Below are 25962 nucleotides of genomic sequence, written 5' to 3' on the forward strand. Positions count from 1 at the left end.
TCGACATGAGCATTGCCACGGACATCGACTTCGCACGCATCAACACCGAGCTCGGCCGCAACGCCGAGGGCCTGGTGGACTGGGCGATCGGCCTGGGCCAGCCCGCGATCATCACCACCAACTTCCGCCCTTTCGAGGCAGTGATCCTGCACATGGTCACGCGCGCAAAGCGGAATGTTCCCGTGGTCTGGATGGACAACGGCTACAACACCGAAGCCACCTACCGCTTTGCCGACGAGGTGACGAAGCAGCTGGGCCTGGACCTGCACATCTACCTGCCGCGCCGCTCGCGTGCACATCGCGAAGCAGTCGAGGGCCCGACCCCGGCGCTCGACGATCCGCGCCATGCCGCCTTCACTGAAGAAGTGAAGCTGGAGCCCTTTGCCCGCGCATTGCGCGAGACGGCACCGAAGGTCTGGTTCACCGCGCTGCGGGCCACTGACACGGCCGTGCGCGCGCAGATGGACCCGGTCAGCGTCAATCCCGATGGCCTGATCAAGGTCGCGCCGCTGCTGCACTGGTCTTCCAAGGAGTTGTACGAGTACTGCGAGGCGCACGGCCTGCCGAACAACTTCGACTACGTGGACCCGACCAAGGGCGAAGACAACCGCGAGTGCGGATTGCATCTCTCGCACTGAGAGCCAACGGCTCACACAACGCCTCACTGATCATCCGCACCCAGCACCTCATCCGATGAACGCCCGTACCGAAACCGAACTGCTGCTGTCGCCGGCGCACCTCTCCAACACGCACCTCGATGCGCTGGAAGAAGAAACCATCTTCATCCTGCGCGAAGTGGCGGCCGCCTTCGAGCGCCCCACCCTGCTGTTCTCGGGCGGCAAGGACTCGCTGGTGCTGCTGAAGTGCGCGGAAAAGGCCTTCGGCGTGGGCCGCATTCCCTACCCGCTGCTGATGATCGACACCGGCCACAACTTCCCCGAAGTAACGGCCTACCGCGACCAGCGCGCGAAGGAACTGGGCGCCGAGCTGATCGTGCGCAGCGTCGAAGATTCGATGAAGCGCGGCACCGTGCGCCTGGCCCACCCGGGCGAGTCGCGCAACGCGCACCAGTCGGTGACGCTGCTCGAGGCGATCGAAGAATTCCGCTTCGACGCGCTGATTGGCGGCGCCCGCCGCGACGAGGAAAAGGCGCGCGCCAAGGAACGCATCTTTTCGCACCGCGACAGCTTCGGTCAATGGCAGCCCAAGGACCAGCGCCCCGAGCTGTGGACGCTGTTCAACACCCGGCTCGCTCCGGGCGAACACTTCCGCGTGTTCCCGATCTCGAACTGGACCGAACTCGACGTGTGGCAATACATCGAGCGCGAGCATGTCGGCCTGCCGTCGATCTACTACACGCACAAGCGTGAAGTGGTGGAGCGCCGCGGCCTGCTGGTGCCGGTGACCGAACTCACGCCGCCGCGCGACGGCGAAACGGTGCAGGTGCGCGACGTGCGCTTTCGCACCGTGGGCGACATCACGACCACTTGCCCGGTCGAGAGCCTCGCGGCCGACGCGGGCGACGTGGTGCTGGAGACGCTGTCGGTCGATGTCAGCGAACGCGGCGCTACCCGGATGGACGACATGACCTCCGAAGCATCCATGGAAAAACGCAAGAAAGACGGTTACTTCTGATGAGCGCGACGACCACTGCTACCCCTGTGAACACCGCCACCGCTAATGTGCACGGCGACACCGGCACCGCCCTGCGCTTCATCACCTGCGGCTCTGTCGACGACGGAAAGAGCACGCTCATCGGCCGCCTGCTGGTCGACAGCAAGACCGTGCTGCAAGACCAGCTGGCCGGCGTGCAGCGCGGCGGCGAAACCGACCTTGCCCTGCTGACCGACGGCCTCTCGGCCGAGCGCGAGCAAGGCATCACGATCGACGTGGCGTATCGCTACTTCTCGACCGCCAAGCGCAAGTTCATCATCGGCGACGCGCCGGGCCACGAGCAGTACACGCGCAACATGGTCACGGCCGCCTCGGCCGCCGACGCCGCCGTGGTGCTGGTCGATGCGACCAAGCTGGCCTGGGCTGCCGAAGTGGAAGACGGCACCGTGGTCAAGCGCGAACTGCTGCCGCAGACGCGCCGCCACACGTTGCTGTGCCATCTGCTGCGCGTGCAGTCGATCGTGTTCGCAATCAACAAGCTCGACGCCATCGACGACGCCGGCCTCGCCTTCGAACGCATCTCGACCGCGCTGAACGCCTTTGCCGAAGCGGCTGGCGTGCAGGTGGCAGGCATCGTGCCGATCTCGGCGCTCAAGGGCTGGAATGTGGCCACGCGCCATGCCGACTGGGTCGGCTACGAAGGCCCGAGCCTGCTCGAGCTGCTCGAAGAGCTGCCCGTCACGGCGCAGGACGAGGACGTGCCTTTCGCCTTCCCGGTGCAGTGGGTCGAGAAGTTCTCTTCTTCCGCCGACACCTCGCAGGGCCGCCGCGTGTTCTGGGGCCGCGTCGCCTCGGGCCACGTGGAACCCGGCCAGCGCGTGACCGTGCTGCCGAGCAACCAGACCGCCACGGTCGCGCAGGTGCTCAGCCACACGCGCCAGCCGAAGGCGGTGCATGCGGGCCACAGCGCCGGCATCGTGCTCGACCGCGAGGTCGACGTGTCGCGCGGCGATTGGCTGCTGGCACCCGGCGCCTTCGAGCCGGTGCGCGAGATCACCGCCACCGTGGCCTGGCTCGACGACGAGCCGCTGGTCGCAGGCCGCGTGTACTGGGCGCTGCAGGGCCACCGCTGGGTCAAGGCCAAGGTGGCGCGCATCGTCGATCGCGTGAACATCACGACGCTCGAATCGGAGCCGGCAACGCAGCTGGAAGCCAATGCCATCGGCGACGTGGTACTGGCATTGCAGCAGCCGCTGGCCGTGCTGCCCTTCACGCAATCGCGTGCATTGGGCTCCCTGGTGCTGGTCGATACGGCCTCCCACAAGACCGCTGCTGCCGTGCTTGTGCAGCCCGCCGCCGCAAAGGCCTAAAATCTCGGGTTTCCCCCGATCTCACACTGACGTTAAAAGACAAATGACTCACGTCGTCTCCGAAGCCTGCATCCGTTGCAAATACACCGACTGCGTGGACGTTTGCCCCGTCGACTGCTTCCGCGAAGGTCCCAACATGCTGGTGATCGACCCGGATGAATGCATCGACTGCGCAGTCTGCATCCCCGAATGCCCGGTCAACGCGATCTACGCCGAGGAAGACCTGCCGGCCAACCAGATCGCCTTCATCAAGATCAACGCCGAGCTGGCCCTGGCCGACGGCTGGAAGAGCATCACCAAGCGCAAGCCTGCTCTGCCTGACGCCGAAGAGTGGAAAGACAAGACGGACAAGATCGGGGAGCTGGTGCGCTGAGCACCTTGGCTACCCCCATCGAAACCGACGCCCTGATCGTCGGTGCCGGCCCCGTGGGGCTGTTCCAGGCCTTCCAGCTGGGCCTGCTCGAAATCTCCTGCCATATCGTCGACGCACTGCCCGCCGCGGGCGGCCAGTGCGTGGCGCTGTATGGCGACAAGCCGATCTACGACATTCCCGGCACGCCCGTGACCAGCGGGCGCGACCTGGCGCAGTCGCTGTTGCAGCAGGTGGCGCCGTTCAGGCCGCAGTTTCATTTCGGCGAGCAGGTTGCCACGCTGGAGCGCCAGGCTGACGAGCGTTTGCTGCTGACGACTTCGGCCGGCAAGGCGTTCCTTGCGAAGACGGTGTTCATTGCCGCCGGTGTCGGGGCCTTCGTGCCCAAGCGCATCGCAGTCGAAGGCATTGCGCAGTTCGAAGGCAGCTCACTCTTCTATCACCCCGATTCGCTGGACCGCTTTGCCGGGCAGACGGTGGTGGTCAATGGCGGCGACGACATCGCGCTGGAAACGGCCATCGCGCTCACGGCGATCGCGAAGCAGGTCACGCTGGTGCACCGGCGCGACGGCTTCCAGGCTGACGAGGGCAACGTCTCAACAATGCGCGCCATCGCAGACTCGGGCGATCTGACCTTCAAGGTCGGCCAGCCCACCGCTTTCGATGGCAAGCGACTGCAGATCACCACGCCTGACGCAACGACTGTCGATCTGCCGCTCGACGCGCTGATCGCCTGTCTCGGCATCTCGCCGCGCCTCGGCCCCATCGCCGATTGGGGCCTGGAGTTGGAGCGCAAGCAGGTGCCGGTCGACACCGAGAAGTACGAAACCCGCGAACGCGGCGTGTTCGCGGTGGGTGACATCAACACCTACCCGGGCAAGAAGAAGCTCATCGTCTGTGGCTTCCACGAAGCCACGCTGGCCGCCTGGGGCGCCACGGCCATCGTGTTCGCGGGCAAGGCTGTGCCGCTGCAGTACACGACCACCAGCACGCGGCTGCACGAGCTGCTGGGCGTTTCCGGCTCCCGCTAACGCGCGCCGGGCAGCAGCGCCCGGTATTCGCCGATGAAGCTGCCGATGGCGGCAACGTAGCGGTCGATGTCCGCATCCGTCAACGGCAGCGACAGCACGACGAAGCCGCGCGGCGAGGTGTAGATGCCTTCGCTCAGCAGGTGGAAAAAAAGCAGCTGGCGCAGGCGCCCATCGACTGGAGCCAGATCGTCGATGCTGCGCACCTCGCCAGCCACGAAATGCGCGTTCATCAGCGAGCCCAGCCCGGTGAACTGCATCGCAACGCCCTCTTTCGCGCACAGCGCATTGAGCCTCGCCCGCATCGCCTCGCCCCGCTCTGCCAGCGCACCGGCGGCCTCGGGCGTGAACAGCTTGGTGAGGCCTGCGTAACCGGCGGCCATCGTCAGCACGTTGTTGTTGAAGGTACCCGAGTGGGCCAGCGACCCGGTGCGCGGGTCGAACAGCGCCATCACGTCGGCACGCCCTCCGAAAGCGCCGAAGGACATGCCGCCGCCGATGTACTTGCCCAGCGTGGTGAGGTCCGAGCGGATGCCCAGCTTGTTCGCCAGCCCGTGCGGCGCCAGACGCGAGGTCATCACCTCGTCGAAAACCAGCAGCGCGCCCACACGCGTGGCCGACTCGCGCAGCGTCTGCAGGAAGTCGAGGCTCCCCGGAATGCAGCCGCTCGCCCCCTGCATCGGCTCGAGCAGAACTGCGGCGATCTCGGCGCCGTGCTTCTCGATCTGCTCGCGCGCCGTCTGCGCATCGTTGTAGGGCAGCACGAGGAAGTCGAACGGCACCGTCGTCGGCAGCGGCTTGGCGCCAAAGCCCAGCACGCCGCCGTGGTAGCCGCCCGCAAACACCACGATCTTGCGGCGCCCTGTGAAGTGCAGCGCGGCAGTCAGCGCCATCAGGTTCGCCTCGGTGCCCGAGTTGGTGAAGCGCAACTGCTCGATCTGCGGAAAGCGCTCGCAGATGAGCCTTGCCAGCCGGCCTTCGAGCAGGTTGTGGCCCGTGAGGTTGATGCCGCTTTGCATCGCCTCGGCGACGGCGTCGCGGATCTCGGGCGCGGTGTGGCCGTAGACGCCGGCCGTGTACTCGGCGATGAAGTCGGCATAGCGGTGGCCATCGGCATCCCACAGCGCGGCCCCCTCCCCCTTAGCGATGGTCAGCGGAAACGGCGCGTAGAACAGCACCGAACGGCTGTTGGCTCCGGGCATGTAGCGCGCCTGTTCCTCGAACTGATGGCGGCTGGCGGGGTTGCTCTCGGTGAAGCGCTGGTATGCGCCGGCAAGAGCCTGGTCGATGGCGGCATGGGTCATGGCGGATGTCCTTCGGGTGGTGATGCGATCGTCGCTTGCGGCGCAGTTTATTGTTCAGTGCTCAATTAATATTGTTTATACAGTCAACCCGGCTGCCGCACAATGGCCGCAACCATGACGAAGAAATCGCCTCCCAAGCCCCGTACGGCCGGCCGCCCCGCCGGCGGTGGCGGTCTGACGAAACAACGCATCGCCGAAGTCGCACTGGCGCAGATCGACGAATTCGGCCTGGGCGCCTTCAGCATGCGCGAGGTCGCGGCGCGGCTCGACGTCTATCCGGCCACGGTGCACTGGCACGTGAGCACACGCGAGGCGCTGCTGGCCGAGGTAGCCGCCACCGTCATGGCCGAAGTCACGCCGCCGCCCGGCAAGCTCGACTGGCAGGCATGGATCGCCGAACTGTTCCGCCGCTGCCGCACCGCGGTGCGGCGCCACCCGAACGTGGCGCAACTGCTGGGCGCACAACTTGTGTCGAACGGCAGCCTGCCGATCGAGCTGGTCGAAGGCGTGCTGGCGGCGCTGACCGAGGCCGGCTTCGAGGGCGAGCCCCTGCTGGAGGCCTACAACTGCGTGGTCGCGGCGATGCTGGGCTTCCTGACGATGGAGTTCTCGCCCCTGCCCGTGGACAACACCCAGGCCTGGGCCGAGGAGCTGCGCGAGCGCGTGCACACGATTCGCCCGCTCGACCACCCGGTGCTCACGCGCAACCTGGCGCAGCTGGCCAACAAGGCCTTCATCCTGCGATGGGATAACGGCACCACCGTGCCGCTCGACAACAGCTTCGAGCGGCACATCCAGATCACCATCGACGGGCTGGAGGCGTTCGCGCGTAGGGTCAGGGCTGCCTAGGCCCCAGCAGCTCGTACAGCACCATGCGCGTCTGCCTGCCGCGCAGCTCGGCCATCTCCTCGATGCGGCGCGTGGCGAGCCGCCCGCCGAGCCCCTCGAACGTCGTCTCCGAGATCAGCGTGCGCGTGCCCAGTTCCTTGTTGGCGCCCTCGATGCGGCTTGCCGCGTTGATCGCGTCGCCGATGGCGGTGTAAGACAGGCGATTGCTCGACCCGAGCACGCCGGCGATCACGTGGCCGGTGTGGATGCCTACGCGCGTGCGGAATTCGTGCAGGCCTTCGCCCCGCCACTTGCCGTTGAGCACGTCCATTTCGGCATGCAGTTCGAGCGCCGCGATGCAGGCCCGGAATTCCGCATCTTCCAGGTCGGAGGGCGCGCCCCACAGCACCATGATGCCGTCGCCCATGAACTTGTCGATCACACCGCCATGCCGCGCAAAGATGCCGGCCGCCAGGTTGAAGTACTCGGTCAATTGCCTCACGAGCACATCGGCTTCCATCGATTCGGAGATGGTGGTGAAGCCCTCCACGTCAGTGAACATCGCGGTGATGCGGCGCGGCGAGCCGCTGGGCGCCAGCGCGTGGCCCTCGGCAACGAGCTGGCGGATGATGTCCACCGGCACGAACTTGCGAAAGGCCTGCAGGCTGCGCGCCGATTCGTCCAGCGCCTGGTTCAGATGCTGGATCTCCAGCACCCGGCTCGGCTCGAGCGGCAGGTTGTCGAGCTCCAGCCGCCCGATGCGGCGCGCGACGAGCGCGAGGTTTTCGATCGGCTGGGTCACGAGCTTCGACAGCCGCAGCGAGATGAACAGCGCGATGCCGAGAAAGCTCAGTGTCAGAAGCAATGACCACAGCACCGTGCGCTGCAGGCCGCCCAGTAGTAGCTCTTCGGGCTCCCAGCTGACGAGTTGCCACCTGGTGTGCGGTATGTGCGACGTCTGTACGAGATAGCGGCGCCCTTCGTGCTCGATGGAAAAAGCCATGTCGTCAGCGCCGCCCGCCGTGCTGGCGGCGAGCATGTGTGCATGTAGGGCGCCGAGCACGCCGCTGTCGGGCGATTCCAGCCGGCGCACGGGGTCGGGGTGGTCGCTGCGCGCAATCACGTGATGGTCGGAGCTCAGCAAGGCGCTCTCGCCGGTCCCCAGCGCGCCGAAGATGCGCACGAGCTTCGACAGATGCCCCAGCGACACGTTGCCGTCGATTACCAGCTGGCGTGTGTGACCCTCGTCGTCGACACGTGCGCTGGGCAATGAATGGCCGATTGCGAGCTCCCGTGAGTCGCTCATCAGGAAAGGCTGGGTCCACACGGGTCCGTGCGCCTTCATAGCCTCGCGATACCAAGTGCGCTTTTCGGGATCGAAGTCGCTGCGGTAGGCCGAGATGGCCGTCGTAGCGAAGCGCTGTTTCGCATCGCCGCCCTCGGCGTCGGGCGAGCGCTTGTACTGCCAGGTTTCAGTGCTGAAGTCGGGGCCGCGCAGAACCTGCCGGATGGCTGGGGTCGGGTAGCGCACGGCCATCAGCACATGCCCGTCGTCGGTGGCCACGTTGATGCTGTCGAGCTCGGGGGTCTGCTCGAGCATGGTCCAGAGCATTTCGGCGGTCTGTTCGCCATCTTCACCAGTCGCGTGCACGCTGGGAGAGTCGGCAATCGATCGGATGACTCCCTCGGTCTTGGCGAGGAAGGCGAGCACGTTGTCCTCGACCCGGTCGTGGTTGATCTTGTGCGAGGCCGTGCCCACCCTGGACACCAGCTTCTCGGCGGCCCAGTAGCCGAATGCCACCAGCAGCAGCGACTGCAACAGCGCGACGGCGCAGATGATGGTGCCTACATCGACCCTGAAGCGGCGCAGGCCGGAGCCAGCGAAATCCCTATCTGCCATGCAAGTCTTTCTTCATTTCTTGTTCCTGCTCGCTTATCGGCGCGCGCTCCCGTTTCTTTGATTGGCAGTTCTTCTTTGGGCGCCGATTCTCTCGTGGCCTGCGCACGTTCCACGGGTTTTCCCTGCCTCGCAAAGGCACGCATGCTGTTGCGGCTTCCCCGCAGGGGATAAACTCCGGCCCGCGCCGTGGGTTCCTCGCGGCGTACTTGCTAGGGGTGTTGGGCGGCTTGCCGTCCGGCTGAGAAAGTCCCTTTGAACCTGATTGAGGTAATCCTCGCGCAGGGAAGCTGGTCCGGTGGCCTCTCACGTTCTCTCGCGTGATGGCCGCGCCACTGGGGCCCCGCCCACCTGCCAAACCTTTTGCACTGGAGCAAATGGATGGCAAACGACAACAACAACGACGCGATCGTCTCGAACGAGGCGCTGACGCCGCTGCCCGCGTCCCAGCGCGTGTTCGGCTGGCACGACCATGCTTCGCTCTGGTTCAGCCTCGGCGTGGGCCTGCTGGTGATGCAGATCGGCGCCTACCTGGTGCCGGCTGTGGGCACGCGCGATGCGGTCATTGCCATCGTGCTGGGCTCCTGCGTCGGCGCCGGCCTGCTGGCCTGGACCGCGCGACTGGGCTGCGAGAGCGGCCTGGCCAGCGCCGGCCTGATGCACGCCACCTACGGCAGCGCCTTCGCGCGGCTGCCGGTGCTGCTCAACATCGTGCAACTGGTGGGCTGGACCACCTTCGAGCTGGTCATCATGCGAGAAGGCACGCAGGCCATCGGCCAGTCGGTGGTCGGCCCCTCGCTGGGCACCGCCTGGGGCGGCGTGCTGACCACGCTGCTGTGGGGCGCGGTGCTGCTGGCGCTGCTCGCGGGTTCAATGGTCAGGCTGGCGCGGCGCTTCGTGAGCCGTTTCGGCCTGCCGCTGGTGGTGCTGTCGCTGATCCGGCTCACATGGCAATTCGCGACGCGGCTTCAGGCCAAGGGCCTGGACACCTTCTGGGCGCGCCCGGGCGACGGCACGATGGGCATGTTCACCGCGCTCGACCTCGTGATTGCGATGCCGGTGTCTTGGCTGCCGCTGGTGGCCGACTACGCGCGACATGGCAAACGTAATGCCGGAGGGCTGGGTAGCGCGTTCAGCGGCACCTGGATCGGCTATGCGCTGGCGAACATCTGGTGCTACGCATTGGGCGTGATGGTGGTGAGCGTGGCCGAGCCCGGCGTGAGCCTCGTCACCGCGCTGCTGCTGGCGCAGGGCGGGCTGGTGGCGCTGGGCCTGATCCTGATCGATGAACTCGACAACGCGTATGGCGATGTCTATTCGGGCTCGGTCTCCACGCACAGCCTGCTGCCGCGCTGGAGCGTGAAGCGCTGGGGCCTGCTGCTGGCCGCGCTGTGCATCGCATTGGCGCTGGTACTGCCGATGCACACGCTGGAGCCCTTCCTGCTGCTGCTCAGCTCAGTGTTCGTGCCGCTGTACGGCGTGATCATCGGGCGGCTGGGCAGCGGCCAGTCGGTGTCGCCGGCCGGCACGCGCCAGATCGATTTCGGTGCGGCGCTGATCTGGATCGCGGGCATCGCGGCGTACCACGCGCTCGCCAAGTGGGCGCCGCAGTTCGGCTCTGCCCTGCCGACGCTGGCGGCGACCTTCGTTCTGGCCTGGCTCAGCCGGCCGAAGCTGACAACGGCAGGCGGTGCGTCGGAATTGGCGCAAAGCCGTGGTTGAGGGGGCCATGACCCGCGCCGATCTTCACATCCGCACCGGCAGCCATCGCGCCGAGGATGTAGGCACGCGCCCGTTCGACCGCCTCGGGCAGCGCCGCACCCAACGCAAGGTGCGCGGCAATGGCGGACGACAGCGTGCATCCCGTGCCGTGCAGGTTGCGGCTGGCAATGCGCCTGGAGGCCAGCCGCCTTCTTTCGCCGCCCGATTGCAAGAGCACGTCGACCACTTCGTCGCCCGGCAAATGACCGCCCTTGAGCAACACGGCCTTCGCGCCGAGTGCGAGCAACTCGTTTGCCGCGCCATCGAGCGCATCGACGCCATCGATGGCATGGCCGATCAGCAAGGCGGCTTCGTCGAGATTGGGCGTGACGACCACGGCGCGCGGGAACAGTTCACGCACCAGCACCTGCACCGTCTCGGCTGCGATCAGGCGGTCGCCGCTGGTGGCGACCATCACGGGGTCGAGCACCACGTTCTTCAGCTGGTAGCGGTCGATGGCCCAGGCCACCACCTCGACCACCTCGGGCGCATGCAGCATGCCGAGCTTGACGGCATCGACGCCGATGTCTTCCACCACGGCCTGGATCTGCGCCTTGAGGAAATCGGGCGGCACACCGTGAATGCCCGAAACGCCGAGTGTGTTCTGCGCGGTGAGCGCGGTGATGGCCGTCATGCCGTAGCAGCCGAGGGCTGCGAAGGTCTTGAGATCGGCCTGGATGCCGGCACCGCCGCCGCTGTCGGAGCCGGCGATGGAGAGCACGCGTGCGTAGCGCTGGGTAGGTCCTTGGGTCATTCCGAAAATTATCGGCGGTATCGGCAATGCGAAGGAGCACGGCTGTGAGCCTTCCTTTTCAATCGGCCGCCATCCTCGGCGCGGGCCTCATGGGCCGGCTGATGGCGGCAACGCTCGCGCAGGCTGGCTGCAAGGTCGATGTGTTCGAAGCCGGCAGTCCCGATGCCGAAGGTGCAGCCGCACGCGTGGCCGCGGCAATGCTCGCGCCGCTTGCCGAATCGGCCGTGGCGCCGGTGTCGGTCGTGCGCATGGGGCAGCACGCGCTCTCGCGCTGGCCCGAACTGCTGGCCTCGCTGGCGCAACCTGTGTTCTTCCAGCGCGAAGGCACGCTGGTGCTCTGGCATCGGCAGGACAGCGCCGAAGCAGCGCGGCTTGCACGCGTGCTCGCCAGCACCGGCACGCAGGTGCCCGGACTCGCGCCGATGCAGACGCTCGACGGCCCGGCCATCACAGCGCTGGAGCCTTCGCTGGGCCAGCGCTTTGCGCAGGGCCTGTTCCTGCCGGGCGAAGGCCAGCTCGACAACCGTGCGCTACTGGCCTCACTGCTCGCGACGCTGCAGGCCAGCCCTCGTGTCACGCTGCACTGGCAATCGCCACGCGCACCGTCTGATTTTTCACCCGGCACGACAGGCCAGCCCGACTGGGTGATCGACTGCCGCGGCCTCGGCGCCAAGCCCCAGTGGAGCGCACTGCGCGGGGTGCGCGGCGAGGTGATCCGCGTGCATGCGCCCGAAGTGAGCCTGCAGCGCCCCACCCGCCTCGTGCATCCGCGCTACCCGCTCTACATCGCGCCCAAGCCCGGCAACCTGTTCGTGATCGGCGCGACCGAGATCGAGTCCGACGACATGTCGCCCGCCAGCGTGCGCTCCACGCTCGAACTGCTGAGCGCCGCCTATGCCGTGCACAGCGGCTTCGCCGAAGCGCGCATCGTCGAGATCGCCACTCAGTGCCGACCCACGCTGCCCGACAACCTGCCCGCCATCCGCCGGCCGCAGCCGCGCGTACTGCAGATCAACGGCCTGTACCGCCACGGTTTCATGATCGCGCCCGCGCTGCTCGACGCCGCGATGGAGCTGCTCACGCACGGGCACGCAGCCCTCGCAAGGAGCTTCGGCATGGAGACCTCCGACACATGAACATCCTGATCAACGACAAGCCTTTCGTGCTGCCCGAGCACGCCACGCTCACCGATGCGTTGGCCGCGCTGAACGCCACGCCTCCCTTCGCGGTGGCCGTGAACCGCGAGTTCGTGCCGCGTTCGGCGTATGCCGCGCGCGCGCTGCAACCCGACGACCGCATCGAAGTGATCCGCCCCGTGACGGGCGGCTGATTGATGGAGACAAAGAACATGACGACCACGAATGACCAACTGGTGCTCTACGGCGAAACCTTCCAGAGCCGCCTTCTGCTCGGCACCGCGCGCTACCCCTCGCCCGACCTGCTCGAAGCAGCCGTGAAGCGCGCGAAGCCCGCGATGCTGACCGCCTCGCTGCGCCGCCAGACCGCCAGCCAGGGCTCGGGCAACAGCGACCTCGGCAACGGCTTCTGGGAGCTTCTGCGCAAGCTCGATGTACCGGTGCTGCCCAACACCGCCGGCTGCCACAGCGTGCAGGAAGTTATCGCCACCGCTCAGATGGCGCGCGAGCTGTTCGACACGCCGTGGATCAAGCTCGAGCTGATCGGCGACGACTACACGCTGCAGCCCGACACGCTGAACCTTGTCGATGCCGCGTCGCAGCTGATCCGCGACGGCTTCAAGGTGCTGCCCTATTGCACCGAAGACCTGGTGCTGTGCCAGCGGCTGGTCGATGTCGGCTGCCAGGCGGTGATGCCCTGGGCCGCGCCCATCGGCACCGGCCGCGGGCCGGTCAACCCCTATGCGCTGCAGGTGCTGCGCGACCGGCTGAAGGTGCCGATGCTGGTCGATGCGGGCCTGGGCCTGCCGTCGCACGCCTGCCAGGTGATGGAATGGGGCTACGACGGCGTGCTGCTCAACACGGCCGTCGCGCTCGCGCAAGACCCGGTCGCGATGGCCGGCGCCTTCGCCGACGCGGTGCAGGCCGGCCGCACGGCATACCGTGCCGGCGCCATGGCTGCTCAGGACGCAGCGCAGCCCAGCACGCCCGTGCTCGGCACGCCTTTCTGGCACCACGCGCCATGAACACAATGACCGACGCCCGCGCCATCGCGCACGCCATCGTCGCGGCCCACGGGCTGCGCTTTGGTGCCATCACATCCGCGCCCATCAGTGCACCGAACTTCTCTTCGGACGATCTGGTCTACCGTGGCGCCAAGCAGGCCTGCACGGCCCTCGGCTTCATCGAGATCGATGCCGAATGCCTGGCCCATGCCTGGCGCGCGCAGACACAACGCCTGGGCAACTTCGACGCCGCGCTGTGGCCCGATGCGCCCGAAGACTTCGGCATGCGGCCGTTTCCACCCACCGCGCGCGACGACGCATTTCCGACCTGCCCCGAACGGCTCGGCCTGTACGCCGTGTTGCCCGACGCGCAATGGGTCGGCCGCATAGCGCGTGCAGGAGTACCGACGGTGCAGCTGCGCTTCAAGTCCGACGATGCTGCTGCCATCGAGCGCGAAGTGCAGACGGCCGTCGAAGCGGTGCAAGGCACCGGCGCGCTGCTCTTCATCAACGACCACTGGCAGGTCGCCATCGTGGCCGGCGCCTACGGCATCCACCTCGGTCAGGAAGACCTGGACGCGCTATCGCCCGACGAACTGGCGCAATTGCGCGCTTCCGGCCTTCGCCTGGGCGTCAGCACGCACGGCTATGCCGAGATGGTGCGCGCCGACAAGGTAAGCCCGAGCTACATCGCGATGGGCGCGGTGTATCCGACCACGCTCAAGAAGATGGCGACCGCGCCGCAGGGCGTGGCCCGGCTTGGCGCCTATGCGCGCCTGCTGCGCGGCTATCCGCAGGTCGGTATCGGCGGCATCGATGCCGTGCGGCTGCCTGAAGTGCTGGCCACCGGCGTTGGCTCCATCGCCGTGGTGCGCGCGCTGGTCACCGCCGAAGACCCCGAGACCACGGCCGCGCAATGGATGACGGCCATGAGCGCCGCCACGGTCAGCAACTGAACAGAATGAAGCAACACACCCTCTCGCCTCTCTCGTGCGCCATTGCCGCCGCTTTTCTTGCCACCGCCTGGAGCGCCCACGCGCAACAGGCCGCGCTGCCTGAAGTCACCGTCAACGATGCAGCCGCCGCGCCGCAAGCCGACATCAGCGGCTTCGGCGACGTGCCGTTGCGCGAACTGCCGATTTCCGCCACGGTGATCGACAGCAAGCAGCTGCGCGACAGCGGCGCACGCCGGCTCGCCGACCTCACGCAGTTCGACGCCTCAGTCACCGACGCCTACAACTCTGCGGGCTACTGGGACTACCTCACAGTGCGCGGCTTCGTGCTCGACAACCGTTTCAACTACCGGCGCGAAGGCCTGCCGATCAGCGCCGAAACGTCGATTCCGCTCGACAACAAGGAGCGCGTCGAAATCTTGCGCGGCACCAGCGGCATCCAGGCTGGCACCAGCGCGCCGGGCGGGCTGGTCAACTATGTCGTGAAGCGGCCCACCGAACAGGACCTGCGCACGGTGCGCATCGAGACGACGAGCCGCGGCAGCGTGCTGGGCGCGCTCGACCTCGGCGGGCGCTTCGGCGAGGACCGACAGTTCGGCTACCGGCTGAACGTGGCGAGCGAAAACCTCAAGCCGCTGACGCACAACCTCGACGGCAACCGCAACCTGTTCTCGCTCGCGGCCGACTGGCGCATCACGCGCGACTCGGTGCTGGAGTTCGAGATCGAACAAAGCCGCAAGACGCAGCCGAGCCAGAACGGCTACAGCCTGCTGGGCAACGTGCTGCCGGCGCCGGTCGATCCGCGCATCAACCTCAACAACCAGCCGTGGTCGCAGCCCTCGGTGTTCAAGGCGCTCACGGGCACCGTGCGCTTCAGCCAGGCGCTGAACGCCGACTGGCGCTGGAGCGCGCAGATCGGCCAGCAGCGGCTGAAGAGCGACGACCGCCTGGCCTACGCCTTCGGCTGCAGCGCCGAAGGCAACTACGACCGCTACTGCTCGGACGGCACCTTCGACGTCTACGACTTCCGCAGCGACAACGAGCGCCGCACGCAGACCGCGGGCAGCCTCAACCTCAAGGGCAACGTGATGACGGGCGGCGTGCGGCACGAGCTCGGCTTCGGCCTGCTGCAAAGCCGCGTGCGCAACCGTTTCGACAACCAGGCCTACAACTACGCGGGCACCGGCAACATCTGGGGCACGGCTGTGGTGCCGGCGAACCCGGACGCCACCACGCCGCAGACCAACCGCGACGAGCGCTCGACCGAGCTGTCGGTGCAGGACGCAATCCGTTGGAACGATCGCTTCACCACCTGGCTCGGCGTGCGCCACACGCGGCTCGACCGCAGCAGCATCGGCAACGACGGCTCGAGCCCGACCGGGTACAAGCAGAACGTGACCACGCCGTGGATCGCGGCAAGCTACGCCATCCAGCCGGGGCTGCTGGCCTATGCGAGCTGGGGCAAGGGCGTCGAGTCGCAGGTCGTGCCGAACAGGGTCTCGCAGTACAGCAATGCGGGGCAGGCACTGCCCGCGCTCACCTCGCGCCAATGGGAACTGGGCCTGAAGGGCGGCAGCGAGGCATTCAACTGGCAGGTCGCGTGGTTCGACATCTCGCGGCCGATGACCAACATCGACCTGTGCGGCGCCTACTGCGAAGTGCGCAACGACGGGCGCGCGGTGCATCGCGGCCTGGAGGCCGGTGCTCAATGGGTGCAGGGGCCGTGGCGCATTGGCGGCAGCGTCGCGGTGATCGATGCCAAGCGGCGCGGCAGCACCGCGAATCCGGCGCTCAATGGGCAATCGCCGACCAACGTGCCCAAGGAAGTGTTGCGTGCGCAGGCCGCGTACCGCGTCGCATCGGTGCCGGGCCTTGAAGTGGCGGGGCAGCTCTCCTACGAAGGCCGGCGCAACGTGCTGCCCGACGGCTCGATCACGCTGCCTTCGTGGACACGCGTCGATGCAGTGCTGCGCTACGACACCAAGCTGCGCGGCGTGAACACAAGCTGGACGCTGGCCGTCGACAACCTGTTCGACCGCCGCTACTGGAAGGAATCGCCCTACCAGTTCAGCCACGTGTATCTGTTCCCGGGTGCGCCGCGCACGCTGCGTCTGGGCCTGAGCGTTGCACTTTGAACGCACTCTTGAGAAGCCGCAAAAAAGCACGCTATAATCTAAGGCTTGTTCCTCGATAGCTCAGTTGGTAGAGCGCCGGACTGTTAATCCGTAGGTCCCTGGTTCGAGCCCAGGTCGAGGAGCCACTAAAAAGCCGCAAGGCAACTGGATGCCCCGCTACTCAAAAGGTAGCGGGGCATTTTCAATTGCGCTGTAGCGAAGGTGTTGCAGGCAGTCATCGCACCGACGCAAAAAATGCAGCCAGCCAGCCGGGATCGACAAATCCATTGCATATAATTTAAGGCTTGTTCCTCGATAGCTCAGTCGGTAGAGCGCCGGACTGTTAATCCGTAGGTCCCTGGTTCGAGCCCAGGTCGAGGAGCCAATACAAGCCGCAAGGCCTCTGGAAAGCCCGCTGTTTTTGGACAGCGGGCTTTTTCTTTGGCTGGGGTGAATGCGCCTCCCGCGCTACCAACGCGCACGCACACCAGCAGACCCTTGCAGCGACGACTTTGCCCGCGTGTCGCCGCCCATCGCATAGAGGCGGCCGATCTCGCCGTAGACACTGGTGGCCTGAGAAAGCGACAGGGTGAAGCCGCCCGCGAGTTCGGCGCTGCGGTAGGCAGTGGCGCTTGCGATGCGCGTGACGGCCGCCGCGTTGATGAACTGCGCGACGTCGGTGCCCGCGCTGGCGCTGTAGAGGTTCAGGCGTGCATAAGGCTGCAGCAGGCCGGCGGCCGTTGCAACTTCACCGCGCACGCGTACGCCAAGGCGCCCCAGCCAGCCACCACCAGTCTGCTGCGACACATTGGCACCGGAGAGAACTGCGTCGTCGAGCTTCAGCTTCTGATAGACGACCTGGGCCTGCGGCTCGATGCGCCAGCCCGGAGCGAGCCCGAAGGCCTGTCCGACCTCCAGCGACGCCAGCAGGCTGCGGCCCTTGCCCCAGCTGGCCTGGTTGCCCGTCGCTTCAACGCCGTAGCGGTGGCTACCGCCCTGCAGGACGGCGTCGGCATAGCGATCGTTCTCATCGTCCTTCCACGTGGCGTAGGCCGCCAGGTAGCGCGAGCGCAGGTCGTTGTTGCCCACAGTGCCCTGTACGCCACGCGCAAAGCCTTGCACGCCGACACGGCCTTCGAGCTGGCCGACGTACACACCGGCGCGCCATGCCGAGCCCGTTGGCGCATACAGGTCCACACCGGTCTGGAAGCCGCGCAGGCGTCCGTCGCTTGAGGGCGCGACCGTGCCCTGCTGGCGCAGGTCGATGTCGGCGTACACCAGCCGGCCCCATGCGGCACGCTGGCCCTGCGGCGCACTTTCATTCGACGCGATGCCATCGCCGTCGCCCATGCGCCGGTGCAGGTTGCCCAGCATCGCCAGGTCGGCCTGGCGAAGCTGCGACGGCAGTGCTGCGAACAGGGGAACCTCGGCGCGATAGGTTGGCAAGGTCACAGTGGCCGGGGTTGTCGGACTCGCGGTCGCCGGCGCGGTCGAGCGCAAGTACCAGTTCTCGCCGGCCCCTGAGGCGTCCGCGCTGTAGAGGCGGTACTCGTAGGCGCCGGCGTCCACATGGCCACCGGCCAGGGAGAAGCCATTCTTCGTGGTCTGCGCAGTGGTCGTCGCTCCGTTGATGGCGCTCACGAGCATGATGCCGTCGCCCGTCGTCAATGCGCCGAGGCCGCCTGCATTGCTCACTTGCAGCGTGGTGGTGCCACTCACGGTGCCTGCGTTGATGACGATGCGATCAGTCAGTGAGCCGGAGTCCCCGAGGGCAGTGCGCATGCCCACGATGCCGCCCTGCCCCACCCAGTTGCCGTTGACGGTGAGCGTCTGCGGCACGAAGCCGGAGCCCGCAGAGCCCGGCTGCTGGAAGTCGATTCGCCCCGCGAGCGTCAGGCTACTCAGCGACGAGCTGCCCGTCATCGCCCAGCGGCTCGTGGCATCGACGGTGAGGTCCACCGGATCGATGCTGCCCGTCAGGCTGGAACCGCTCAACAGGCGCATGTCGACGGTGCTGGTGGCGTCCGTCACCACGTTACCGCTCAGCGTGCTGCGATCAGCGGTGAAGATGAAGCTGCTGCCGTTCATTGCCTGCAGCAGGTTGCCGGAGCTGCTGGCGGTGGCGCTCGTGTTCTTCAATGTGAGCACCGCGCCCGTGGCCGCATCGACGCGCACGAGGTCGCCCGATGCGCTTGTGATTGCAAAGCCATCGAAGCTTGCCGTCTGGCCCGAGCCCGAGAGAAAGCCCAGCGCACTGCCAGCGGCGGTGATGGAGCCGGTGCCGGTGGCGCTGATCGAAGGGCTGCTGGCGAGCATCGCGGCGCCGTAGCTGCTGGCGTCGGTAGTGGTGATCGCGAGCGAGCCCGTCGCGTTGATCGCGCCGCCGCCGGTGACCAGCAGGCCCGCGGCGTACGACTCCTGCGTGCCGCTTGGCGTGTTCGCCTGCGTGACGCCGGTGGCCTGGATCGTCACTGGGCCCGCCAGGTTCACCTGCGAGCCGGCATCGCGCACCGAGATGCCGATGCTGTTGATGCCGCTCGAATGGATCGTGGTACTCGACGATGCAGCGGCCGTTGCAATGCCGCCCGTGACGGCGCGGATGCCCGACCCGTTGAGGCCGGAGTTGTTCAGGCTTGCTGTGCCCGTGTAGGTGATGGTTCCGGCGCTGGTGATCTTGAGCGTCGAGGCCTGCTGGCCGCTCACGCTCAGGTTCAGGTTGCCGTTGAGTTGCGCAGTGCCGCCGAGATCGGTCGCGATCGCATCGGACCTCGAATCGCCTGCCGCGCTGATGACCATCGCACCGTTCGACACGAGGCTCGCCCCCGTAGTCATGCGAATGCCGGGAGAGTACGAAGCCCCGGCTCCCATGGTGATGCTGGTGTCGCCGTTCAGGATGACGCGGGTGTTCGCCAGCTCCGCGTAAATGCCGTAGTTGCTGGCCCCGTTGGACAGCGTGATCGACAACGGCCCGTTCACGGTGACGGTGCCCCCGCTCGCCGCGCGCAGGCCGCGAATGCCCGTGCTTGCGCCGGGGCGGTCCAGCGTCAGGCCACCGAGCAGGTTGATCTGCGAGCCGGTGCCCGTCGCGTACACGCCGTTGATGCCGCTCTGGGACATCGTCATGGTGATGAGGCCCGCGGCATTGACGATGCCGCCGCCCGATGCGCCCAGTGCTGATTGCCCCCCGGGCACGCCGCTGCTGCCGTAGCTGCCGGCCGCGCTGCACACGGAACCTGCCGTGGCCTGCAGTCTCACGCCCGAAGTGCTGGTGCAGGCCGCCGTCGCATTGCTGCCCAGCCACAGCAGCAATGCGCCGGAAAGGCATGTGCGGGGAAGGATGCCAGGGGCGAAGAAGTGCGAGTGCTTCAAAGACGGCTCCAGATGCACGCCATGACGATGGTGTGACAGATTGCAACTTTAAATTAGAACCAATGTTTTCAATTGTGAACAAATCCGCGTTTGGAGCCTTTCTTCGGGCAGATAGGCAAGCCCTGCCGTCTTTCTGGATATGCGCAAAGTCGGCTAAGTACCGGCCCGGCGAAGGATGCAAACTCCCGTGCATGGAAAGCCGTCGAACCGAGCAGGACTACCGGGCCCGCGTGGCGCGCGCGGTCGCGGCCATCGTCGCGGACCCGATGGCCGATCACCGGCTCGAAGACCTCGCGCGGCTCGCGCACTTCTCGCCCTTTCACTTTCACCGTGTCTACGCAAGCGTGGCCGGCGAAACGGTGGCCGCCACGGTCCGCCGCGTGCGGCTGGCGCTCGCCACCCGCCTGCTGGAAGCCGGCACCCAGAGCGTCACGCAGGTCGCGCTGGCCGTGGGCTACGAAAGCCCGCAAGCCTTCACGCGCGCCTTCGGCCAGTTCACCGGACAGTCGCCGCGCGCATTCCAGCAGCAGATGTCGCGGGCGATCCTCGACGTCGATGCGCTGCCGCGTTCCGGTGAGAACAACGAAGGCGCTGCGCCGGCCGTGCGGATCGTCGAGTGCCCGGCGCAGCGGCTGCACGCGCTGCGGCACCAGGGGTCGTTCGCGACCATTCCCCATACCCATCGGCGGCTGCGCCTGCAGGCCGGTGGGCGAGTCATCTCGGACCGGTGGGGCGCCTCGTTCAACGAACCCGAAGACTCGGCCAGCTTCAGGTACTACGCCGCCGTCGCCTCGCCCGACCCTTGGCCGGAAGACGCCGAGGTCCAGATGCTCGACATTCCCGGTGGCTGCTACGCCGTGCACCGCCTGGCCGGCCCCTACTCCCAGATAAACGCGGCCGTGCGCGCCCTCTATGTCCGGTGGCTGCCGGCCAGCGGCTACGAGCCGGACGACCGGCCCACGCTGGAGCACTACCTGAACTCGTCGCGCAAGGTCTCGCCGGCCGAACTGCGCACCGATCTGCTGATTCCCATCCGACGCGCGAGCACGTCATGAGCTCGTGGCGCCGCTGCCTCTTCCTCGTCGCCCTCTGCCTTTGCGCCGGCCTGGCGCACGCCGCGGGTTTCGGCCTCATCGAAGTGCCCGCCAGCAAAGACGGCCCGGCGCTGCTCGGTGCAGTGTGGACACCCTGCGATGCACCCGCAGGCAAGATCGCAGTCGATCCGCTGGTCATCGAGGGCACCAGGAACTGCCCGATCTCCGGCACGCAACTGCCGCTGGTCGTGGTCTCGCACAGCAAGGGTGGCTCATCCCTCCTTCACCACGACACAGCGGCCACGCTCGCCGACGCGGGCTTCGTCGTGGCTGCCATCAACCACCCGGGCCACAACTTTCAGGACATGAGCGGCGCGGCCCATCTGTCGGTCTACGCCACGCGGCCGGCTGACATGAAGCGGCTGGTCGACTACATGCTCGGCACCTGGCCCGGACGCGCCGCGCTCGATGCGAATCGGATCGGCTTCTTTGGCTTCTCGGCGGGCGGCTACACCGGCCTCGTCTCGGTAGGCGCCGTTCCGGACTTCCGGTTGCGCGAAGACCTGTGCCCGCCAGCTTCCACGGTCCCGCTGTGCGGAGAAATCCGCCGCAACGAACTGCCGCAAATGCCGCCGCGGGACGACCGCATCAAGGCCGCAGTCATCGTCGATCCCCTGACTGCCTTCGACGCCAGCGGCCTGAAGGGCGTAACGCTTCCGATACAGCTGTGGGCCTCGGCCTTCGGAGGCGATGGCGTTGCCCCGCGCTACGTTGAAGAGCTTCGCCGCGACCTGCCCGTCAAGCCGGAATGGCACATGGTGCCAGGCGCCACGCACTTCGCCTTCGTGGCCCCCTGCCCGCCGACCATGGCGCAGGCAATGGCGCAGATCTGCCGCGATCGCCCGGATTTCGACCGCGCCGCCTTCCATGCCGACTTCAATGCACAGGTGCTGGCCTTCTTCAGGCAGCACCTCGGACCACACCGCGCTTATCGGCAAGGCACGTGAGGCCATTGCTTGATGGTCTCGCAGCACGTCCCTACACTCGTCCGGATGGCCCCCTCGTCCGTGTTCCGCAAACACCCTGCACGCGCAGCCCTGCCCCAGGCAGCGGCAGGCCATCGCGCGGATGTTGCCGCTGCGGCGACCACGGCGGTCTTGCGACACACCTCCGCACTTTCCTGAGCCCGGCGGTCCGCTACCTTCCTTCTTGATGCGCGAACCATTGACCGCCGGGCACCCGCCGCGCGGCAACGACTTCGCCCGCTCTCCTGCACAGGGCGAGGTCGCATTCAACTGGAGTGCTTCATGCTTGCAACCATTCACGGGGAGCGCACGCTCACCGAACTCGACTTCGTCCGCCTCGGCAAACTGCCGGGCCCCCAGCTTCCGCACGCGCTCACCGAGCTTCTCGATGCGGCGGACGTGCTGCCCTCGCGCGAAGTCCCTCCGGACATCGTGACGATGAATTCCCAGGTGGAGGTCGAAGACCCGGCAACGCACCAGCGGCAGAAGATCACCCTCTGCTACCCCGGCGACGCGCAGCCGGGTGAGGGCTTCGTCTCGGTGCTGTCGCCCGTAGGCATCGGCCTGCTGGGCGTGAAGACCGGAGCGCTCGCACGCTGGCAGATGCCCAACGGCGCGGAAGGCGCGGCGCGCGTGGTCGCGGTGCTGTTCCAGCCGGAGGCCAACGGCGAATACACGCGCTGACGGTGCCCGTGCCCGCGGGGCGGTCGGGTCAGTGCTTCATGACGACGCCGGTGCGGTCCTTTGCGCTGTCGATGGTCGCGCTCACGGCGCTGGTGTTGACGGCCAGGGCCACCAGGATGGCGCCGACGAAGGCCGGGTCGGCGGGGCTGTTGAAGTTCGAGGCCCCTGCAATGGCCAGGGCCTGCTGCACCTGCTGGCGGGTCAGTTCCGCTGCCGCTTCTCCAACGACGTTCTTCTTGGTTGCCATCTGAAAGCTCCTCGGAGTGAAGGCCCGACTGTAGCTGTCGGGTGGGCCACGCCCGCATGCCCATGACTTTCGGCACTGGTGCACCGGACATGCGGAATGTATGTTCGCGCGGGCGCCGGCGGCGCGTCGAATCGGGAGGTCGTACAGGCCATGGCAATTCCATCTTCGGTCTTGATCAAGCGACGTCCGCACCGGGCATCTCATTCTTTTCACCTGACAGATCGGACATGGCTTTTTCCAAACTCTCTCTCGCAAGTGCACTCGCGGGCCTGCTGGCCCTTTCAGGCTGCCAGACCATGGACATGCAAATGGGCAGCCAGTCGGCCAAGACCGTGGCCACCGGCAGCGCCGCAGGCAGCGCAACCTCCGGCGAAAGCAGCCAGCTCGAGCGCTGCGATTCGCCACTCGGCACGGTCTCGCTGATCGAAAACGTGAATGCGGGCTGGTACACCATCCTCACCGGCGAATACAAGCTGCCTCCCACCGCCAACCTGCTGCGCCTGCTGGTGCAGCAATCGAACTGCTTCGTGGTGGTCGAGCGCGGCGCGGCCGGCATGAACGCCATGACGCGCGAGCGCGCGCTGATGCAGTCGGGCGAAATGCGCGGCGGCAGCAACTTCGGGCGCGGCCAGATGGTGGCTTCGGACTACGGCCTGTCGCCCGAGATCGTGTTCAGCAACAGCGACGCCGGCGGCCTGGGTGGCGCGCTCGGCGGCCTGGTGGGTGGCGGCCGTGGCCGCGCCATCGCCCAGCTCGGCGCGAGCATGCAGACCAAGGAAGCCAGCGCGCTGCTGACCCTCATCGACAACCGCTCCGGCGTGCAGGTTGCGGCCGCCGAAGGCAGCGCCTCCAAGACCGACTTCGCGGGCTTTGCCGGCCTGGGCGGTCTTTCCGCCGCGGGCGGCATTGGCGGCTACACGCGCACGCCGCAGGGCAAGGTGATTGCCGCGGCCTTCATGGACGCGTTCAACCAGATGGTCCGTTCGCTGCGCAACTACAAGGCGCAGACGGTGCGCGGCCAGGGCCTCGGCGGTGGCGGTCGCCTGGGCGTGGACGGCGGCGCGGCGCCCTCGCAGACCTCGGCGCCGGGAGCGGCAAAGCAGCCGCGCCGCAGCAGCAAGCAGGCGCAGTAGCGCACATCGCCGGCCGGCCCGCCTCGCTCAGAGGTAGCGCGTTTCGGCCGGCGGCTCGAACCAGTTGTTGTTGCGCCCGTCCATGTACCGGACGGGCGCCGCCGACAGCTCTTGCGGCGTGACGTCGTCCAGGCAGCTCACGTTCACGCTGACGTAAGCACCACCGATCTCGGGCACATTGCCGCGCCCGAACGACCGGATGCCGCAGTGCCTGCAGAACAGGTGCTCGGTGCTGTGCGTGTTGAACTGGTACAGCGACAAATCTTCTTCTCCCGACAGCAGCGTGAAGGCCTCCGGCTTCACGATCGCGCCCCATGCGCGGGCCTTGGTGCAGATCGAGCAATTGCATTTGCCCGTGCCCTCGGCGAGATCGATCAAGGCCTGGAAGCGAACCTTGCCGCAATGGCAGCTGCCGTTGTATGTCTTCTTCATGGGTCTGTGTCCTGGGGTTGAGATGAAAGCCAAGGCTACGACCCATTGCGGACAGATTCTGTCCTCGATCGCGGGCATCATGCGCACATGCTGTCTGCCTCCGCACGCCTGATCCGGCTTCTTTCGTTGTTCCAGGCACAACGCTCCTGGACGGGCGCCGAACTCGCCGCCCGGCTCGACATCACCGAGCGCACCTTGCGCCGCGACGTGGACCGCCTGCGCAGCCTCGGCTACACGGTCGACTCCACCTCCGGCGTGGCGGGCGGCTACCGGCTGGGCGCGGGCACCGCCCTGCCACCGCTGCTGCTGGAAGACGAAGAAGCCATCGCCGTCGCGCTCGGCCTGGGCAACCCGGTCGGCGCCGCGGGCGACATCGAGAACGCCTCGATGCGCGCGCTGGCCAAGCTCGAACAGTTGATGCCGCCGCGCCTGCGCCGCCGGCTCGACAGCGTGCGCGCGTCGGTGGTGCCGGTTATGCGCGGCAAGTCGTCCGTGCGGCTGAAGGCCGTGTCCTTGCTTGCCGAAGCCTGCACCGACCGGCTCGAGCTGCGCTTCGGCTACCGCGACCACCACGACGCCGTCACCGAACGCACGGTAGAGCCGCATCGCGTGGTGCAGACGGGGCAGCGCTGGTACCTGCTGGCCTGGGACACGACGCGGCAGGACTGGCGCACCTTCCGCCTCGACCGCATCGTCGAACCCGCGCCCACCGGTGCCCGATTCACGCCGCGCCGACTGCCCCACGGCGACGTCGCTGCCTACATGGAACACGCGCTGCAGGTGTCGCCTTACCTGCACCATGCGCAGGTCGTGGTGCATGCATCTGCCAAGGCGCTGGAGCCCTACCTCGGCTGGGTCAGCGGAACGCCTCAGGCCATCGACGAAGGCTCTACGCGCATCGCCACCGGTGCCAATTCGCTTGACGCGCTGGCTGTCTGGCTTGGCTGCCTGCCGCATGACTTCGAGGTCGAATCGCCGAAGGAACTGGTCGAGCACCTGGCGCTCGTGGCCGAGCGGCTCGGCAGGGCCACGCGCAAGCCACGGAAAGCGGTGGGCCGCCTCCCCCGTATATAGGATGGGCGGCACGCTGGCCGCACCCTACCCTTTGCGCCATCCAGCAACCCCAGAGACCTCTTCTCCATGCGCCTCGCCCCCACGTCCTGCATGAGCGCATACAGCCTCCCCGGCCTGGCGCGCGCATGACCGCAGAAACACAGGTTGCCCTCGTCGAAGACGACACCGGCATGCGCGAGCGCATCTCGCGCGTGGTCGACGCCGACCCGTCGCTGAGCCTGGCCTATAGCGCCTCCAACGCCGCCGACATCCTCGGCTGGCTGGTCGACAACCCCATCGACGTGCTGCTGGTCGACCTCGGCCTGCCCGACCGCCCCGGGCTGCAGGTGATCAGCCAGTGCCGCAACATGCAGCCGGCCTGCGCGGTGATGGTGCTGTCGATCTTCGGCGACGAGGCCAACATGGTCCAGGCCTTCGAGGCTGGCGCCAGCGGCTATCTGCTGAAGGACGGCACCGAGGCCGACCTCGCCACCCACATCCGCCACCTGCGCGCCGGCGGCTCGCCGATGTCGCCGGTGATCGCACGCAAGCTGCTGCGGCGCTGGCAGGCTCATTCGGGCGGAGCGCCACGGCAACAGCAGCCGGCAGCCGCCAAGCCGGCCAGCACCGCGCCGAGCGCTTCGGCGATCGCTCCCGAACGCCTGTCGCCACGCGAGTTCGAGGTGCTCGACCTGGTCTCTCGTGGTTTCACCTATGTCGAAGTCGGAACGCAGATGGGAGTCTCCGCATCGACGGTCCAAACCCATATCCGCAATATCTACGGCAAGCTGGATGTGCACAACAAATCGGAAGCGGTGTTCGAGGCACGCAACCTCGGTTGGCTTCCCTAGT

The 25962-nt window shown here is 67.1% G+C and carries 24 protein-coding genes, 2 tRNA genes and 1 riboswitch; of the genes, 20 read left to right on the forward strand and 6 right to left on the reverse strand.

Translation table 11 applies throughout. From position 1 onward, the window contains the following. Window positions 1-5: 5 nt before the first annotated feature. The 5 genes from NWF24_RS16930 to NWF24_RS16950 are packed head-to-tail and all read left to right on the forward strand — an operon-like array spanning window position 6 to window position 4385. Entirely contained in the window at window positions 6-638 is a 633-nt protein-coding gene (locus tag NWF24_RS16930) for a phosphoadenosine phosphosulfate reductase domain-containing protein (RefSeq protein WP_258355177.1), read from the forward strand. A gap of 55 nt (window positions 639-693) precedes the next feature. Next, window positions 694-1635 (forward strand): sulfate adenylyltransferase subunit CysD, encoded by a 942-nt coding sequence (gene cysD, locus NWF24_RS16935; protein ID WP_093054501.1) that lies wholly within the window; start codon window positions 694-696, stop codon window positions 1633-1635. Continuing rightward, window positions 1635-2984 (forward strand): sulfate adenylyltransferase subunit 1, encoded by a 1350-nt coding sequence (locus NWF24_RS16940; protein WP_258355178.1) that lies wholly within the window; start codon window positions 1635-1637, stop codon window positions 2982-2984. Before cysD ends, NWF24_RS16940 begins: the two co-directional genes overlap by 1 nt. 43 nt (window positions 2985-3027) lie before the next feature. After that, entirely contained in the window at window positions 3028-3357 is a 330-nt protein-coding gene (gene fdxA / locus NWF24_RS16945) for a ferredoxin FdxA (RefSeq protein WP_056599092.1), read from the forward strand. Beyond that, window positions 3315-4385, forward strand: a complete 1071-nt coding sequence (locus tag NWF24_RS16950; protein ID WP_258355179.1) for an NAD(P)/FAD-dependent oxidoreductase — start codon at window positions 3315-3317, stop codon at window positions 4383-4385. The genes fdxA and NWF24_RS16950 overlap by 43 nt, the downstream gene beginning before the upstream one ends. On the opposite strand, the gene NWF24_RS16955 is transcribed toward NWF24_RS16950, so the two are convergent. After that, complete coding sequence (locus NWF24_RS16955; protein WP_258355180.1) at window positions 4382-5686, reverse strand: aspartate aminotransferase family protein; 1305 nt, start codon at window positions 5684-5686, stop codon at window positions 4382-4384. The genes NWF24_RS16950 and NWF24_RS16955 overlap by 4 nt on opposite strands. A gap of 114 nt (window positions 5687-5800) precedes the next feature. On the opposite strand from NWF24_RS16955, the gene NWF24_RS16960 reads away from it, so the two are divergent. Then, window positions 5801-6535 (forward strand): TetR/AcrR family transcriptional regulator, encoded by a 735-nt coding sequence (locus tag NWF24_RS16960; RefSeq protein WP_258355181.1) that lies wholly within the window; start codon window positions 5801-5803, stop codon window positions 6533-6535. On the opposite strand, the gene NWF24_RS16965 is transcribed toward NWF24_RS16960, so the two are convergent. Next, complete coding sequence (locus NWF24_RS16965) at window positions 6522-8414, reverse strand: adenylate/guanylate cyclase domain-containing protein (protein WP_258355182.1); 1893 nt, start codon at window positions 8412-8414, stop codon at window positions 6522-6524. The two genes, NWF24_RS16960 and NWF24_RS16965, sit on opposite strands and share 14 nt — an antisense overlap. Window positions 8415-8615: 201 nt before the next feature. Continuing rightward, a riboswitch (TPP riboswitch) is annotated at window positions 8616-8716 on the forward strand. Window positions 8717-8792: 76 nt separating this feature from the next. Between NWF24_RS16965 and NWF24_RS16970 the strand changes: the two genes are divergently transcribed. Continuing rightward, window positions 8793-10133: a purine-cytosine permease family protein gene (locus NWF24_RS16970; protein ID WP_258355183.1), complete on the forward strand. Its 1341-nt coding sequence runs from the start codon at window positions 8793-8795 to the stop codon at window positions 10131-10133. Here NWF24_RS16970 and thiD read toward each other — a convergent pair. Continuing rightward, a complete protein-coding gene (gene thiD, locus NWF24_RS16975) occupies window positions 10072-10926 on the reverse strand; it encodes a bifunctional hydroxymethylpyrimidine kinase/phosphomethylpyrimidine kinase (RefSeq protein WP_258355184.1) in 855 nt (284 codons plus the stop codon). The genes NWF24_RS16970 and thiD overlap by 62 nt on opposite strands. A 44-nt stretch (window positions 10927-10970) precedes the next feature. Here thiD and NWF24_RS16980 point away from each other — a divergent pair, with 44 nt between their 5' ends. The 7 genes from NWF24_RS16980 to NWF24_RS17010 all read left to right on the forward strand — a co-directional run bounded on the left by NWF24_RS16980 (window position 10971) and on the right by NWF24_RS17010 (window position 16518). Next, window positions 10971-12062 (forward strand): FAD-dependent oxidoreductase, encoded by a 1092-nt coding sequence (locus tag NWF24_RS16980; RefSeq protein ID WP_258355185.1) that lies wholly within the window; start codon window positions 10971-10973, stop codon window positions 12060-12062. Continuing rightward, on the forward strand, window positions 12059-12256 hold the full coding sequence (thiS, locus tag NWF24_RS16985) for a sulfur carrier protein ThiS (protein ID WP_258355186.1): 198 nt from the start codon (window positions 12059-12061) through the stop codon (window positions 12254-12256). The genes NWF24_RS16980 and thiS overlap by 4 nt, the downstream gene beginning before the upstream one ends. An 18-nt stretch (window positions 12257-12274) precedes the next feature. After that, on the forward strand, window positions 12275-13087 hold the full coding sequence (locus tag NWF24_RS16990) for a thiazole synthase (protein ID WP_258355187.1): 813 nt from the start codon (window positions 12275-12277) through the stop codon (window positions 13085-13087). Continuing rightward, entirely contained in the window at window positions 13084-14022 is a 939-nt protein-coding gene (locus tag NWF24_RS16995; RefSeq protein WP_258355188.1) for a thiamine phosphate synthase, read from the forward strand. Before NWF24_RS16990 ends, NWF24_RS16995 begins: the two co-directional genes overlap by 4 nt. Before the next feature lie 5 nt (window positions 14023-14027). Further along, a complete protein-coding gene (locus NWF24_RS17000) occupies window positions 14028-16154 on the forward strand; it encodes a TonB-dependent siderophore receptor (protein ID WP_258355189.1) in 2127 nt (708 codons plus the stop codon). Window positions 16155-16203: 49 nt separating this feature from the next. Then, window positions 16204-16279, forward strand: a tRNA-Asn gene (locus NWF24_RS17005). Window positions 16280-16442: 163 nt separating this feature from the next. Next, window positions 16443-16518 (forward strand) — tRNA-Asn (locus NWF24_RS17010). 83 nt (window positions 16519-16601) lie between these two features. Here NWF24_RS17010 and NWF24_RS17015 read toward each other — a convergent pair. Then, window positions 16602-19502 (reverse strand): autotransporter family protein, encoded by a 2901-nt coding sequence (locus tag NWF24_RS17015; protein WP_258355190.1) that lies wholly within the window; start codon window positions 19500-19502, stop codon window positions 16602-16604. Window positions 19503-19693: 191 nt separating this feature from the next. Here NWF24_RS17015 and NWF24_RS17020 point away from each other — a divergent pair, with 191 nt between their 5' ends. The 3 genes from NWF24_RS17020 to NWF24_RS17030 all read left to right on the forward strand — a co-directional run bounded on the left by NWF24_RS17020 (window position 19694) and on the right by NWF24_RS17030 (window position 22245). Continuing rightward, window positions 19694-20557: an AraC family transcriptional regulator gene (locus NWF24_RS17020; protein ID WP_258355191.1), complete on the forward strand. Its 864-nt coding sequence runs from the start codon at window positions 19694-19696 to the stop codon at window positions 20555-20557. Further along, entirely contained in the window at window positions 20554-21543 is a 990-nt protein-coding gene (locus NWF24_RS17025) for an alpha/beta hydrolase family protein (protein WP_258355192.1), read from the forward strand. Before NWF24_RS17020 ends, NWF24_RS17025 begins: the two co-directional genes overlap by 4 nt. Before the next feature lie 300 nt (window positions 21544-21843). Beyond that, entirely contained in the window at window positions 21844-22245 is a 402-nt protein-coding gene (locus tag NWF24_RS17030) for a GreA/GreB family elongation factor (protein ID WP_258355193.1), read from the forward strand. A 28-nt stretch (window positions 22246-22273) separates the two neighbouring features. On the opposite strand, the gene NWF24_RS17035 is transcribed toward NWF24_RS17030, so the two are convergent. Next, window positions 22274-22492: a hypothetical protein gene (locus NWF24_RS17035; protein ID WP_258355194.1), complete on the reverse strand. Its 219-nt coding sequence runs from the start codon at window positions 22490-22492 to the stop codon at window positions 22274-22276. Window positions 22493-22719: 227 nt separating this feature from the next. Between NWF24_RS17035 and NWF24_RS17040 the strand changes: the two genes are divergently transcribed. Further along, window positions 22720-23625 (forward strand): CsgG/HfaB family protein, encoded by a 906-nt coding sequence (locus NWF24_RS17040; RefSeq protein WP_258355195.1) that lies wholly within the window; start codon window positions 22720-22722, stop codon window positions 23623-23625. Window positions 23626-23652: 27 nt separating this feature from the next. On the opposite strand, the gene NWF24_RS17045 is transcribed toward NWF24_RS17040, so the two are convergent. After that, window positions 23653-24057, reverse strand: a complete 405-nt coding sequence (locus NWF24_RS17045; protein ID WP_093054473.1) for a GFA family protein — start codon at window positions 24055-24057, stop codon at window positions 23653-23655. A gap of 87 nt (window positions 24058-24144) precedes the next feature. On the opposite strand from NWF24_RS17045, the gene NWF24_RS17050 reads away from it, so the two are divergent. Next, entirely contained in the window at window positions 24145-25131 is a 987-nt protein-coding gene (locus NWF24_RS17050) for a helix-turn-helix transcriptional regulator (protein WP_258355196.1), read from the forward strand. Window positions 25132-25256: 125 nt separating this feature from the next. After that, a complete protein-coding gene (locus NWF24_RS17055; protein ID WP_093074856.1) occupies window positions 25257-25961 on the forward strand; it encodes a response regulator transcription factor in 705 nt (234 codons plus the stop codon). The last annotated feature ends 1 nt before the right edge of the window (window position 25962 follow it).

It is taken from the genome of Variovorax paradoxus (genome assembly GCF_024734665.1).
GTDB lineage: Bacteria > Pseudomonadota > Gammaproteobacteria > Burkholderiales > Burkholderiaceae_C > Variovorax.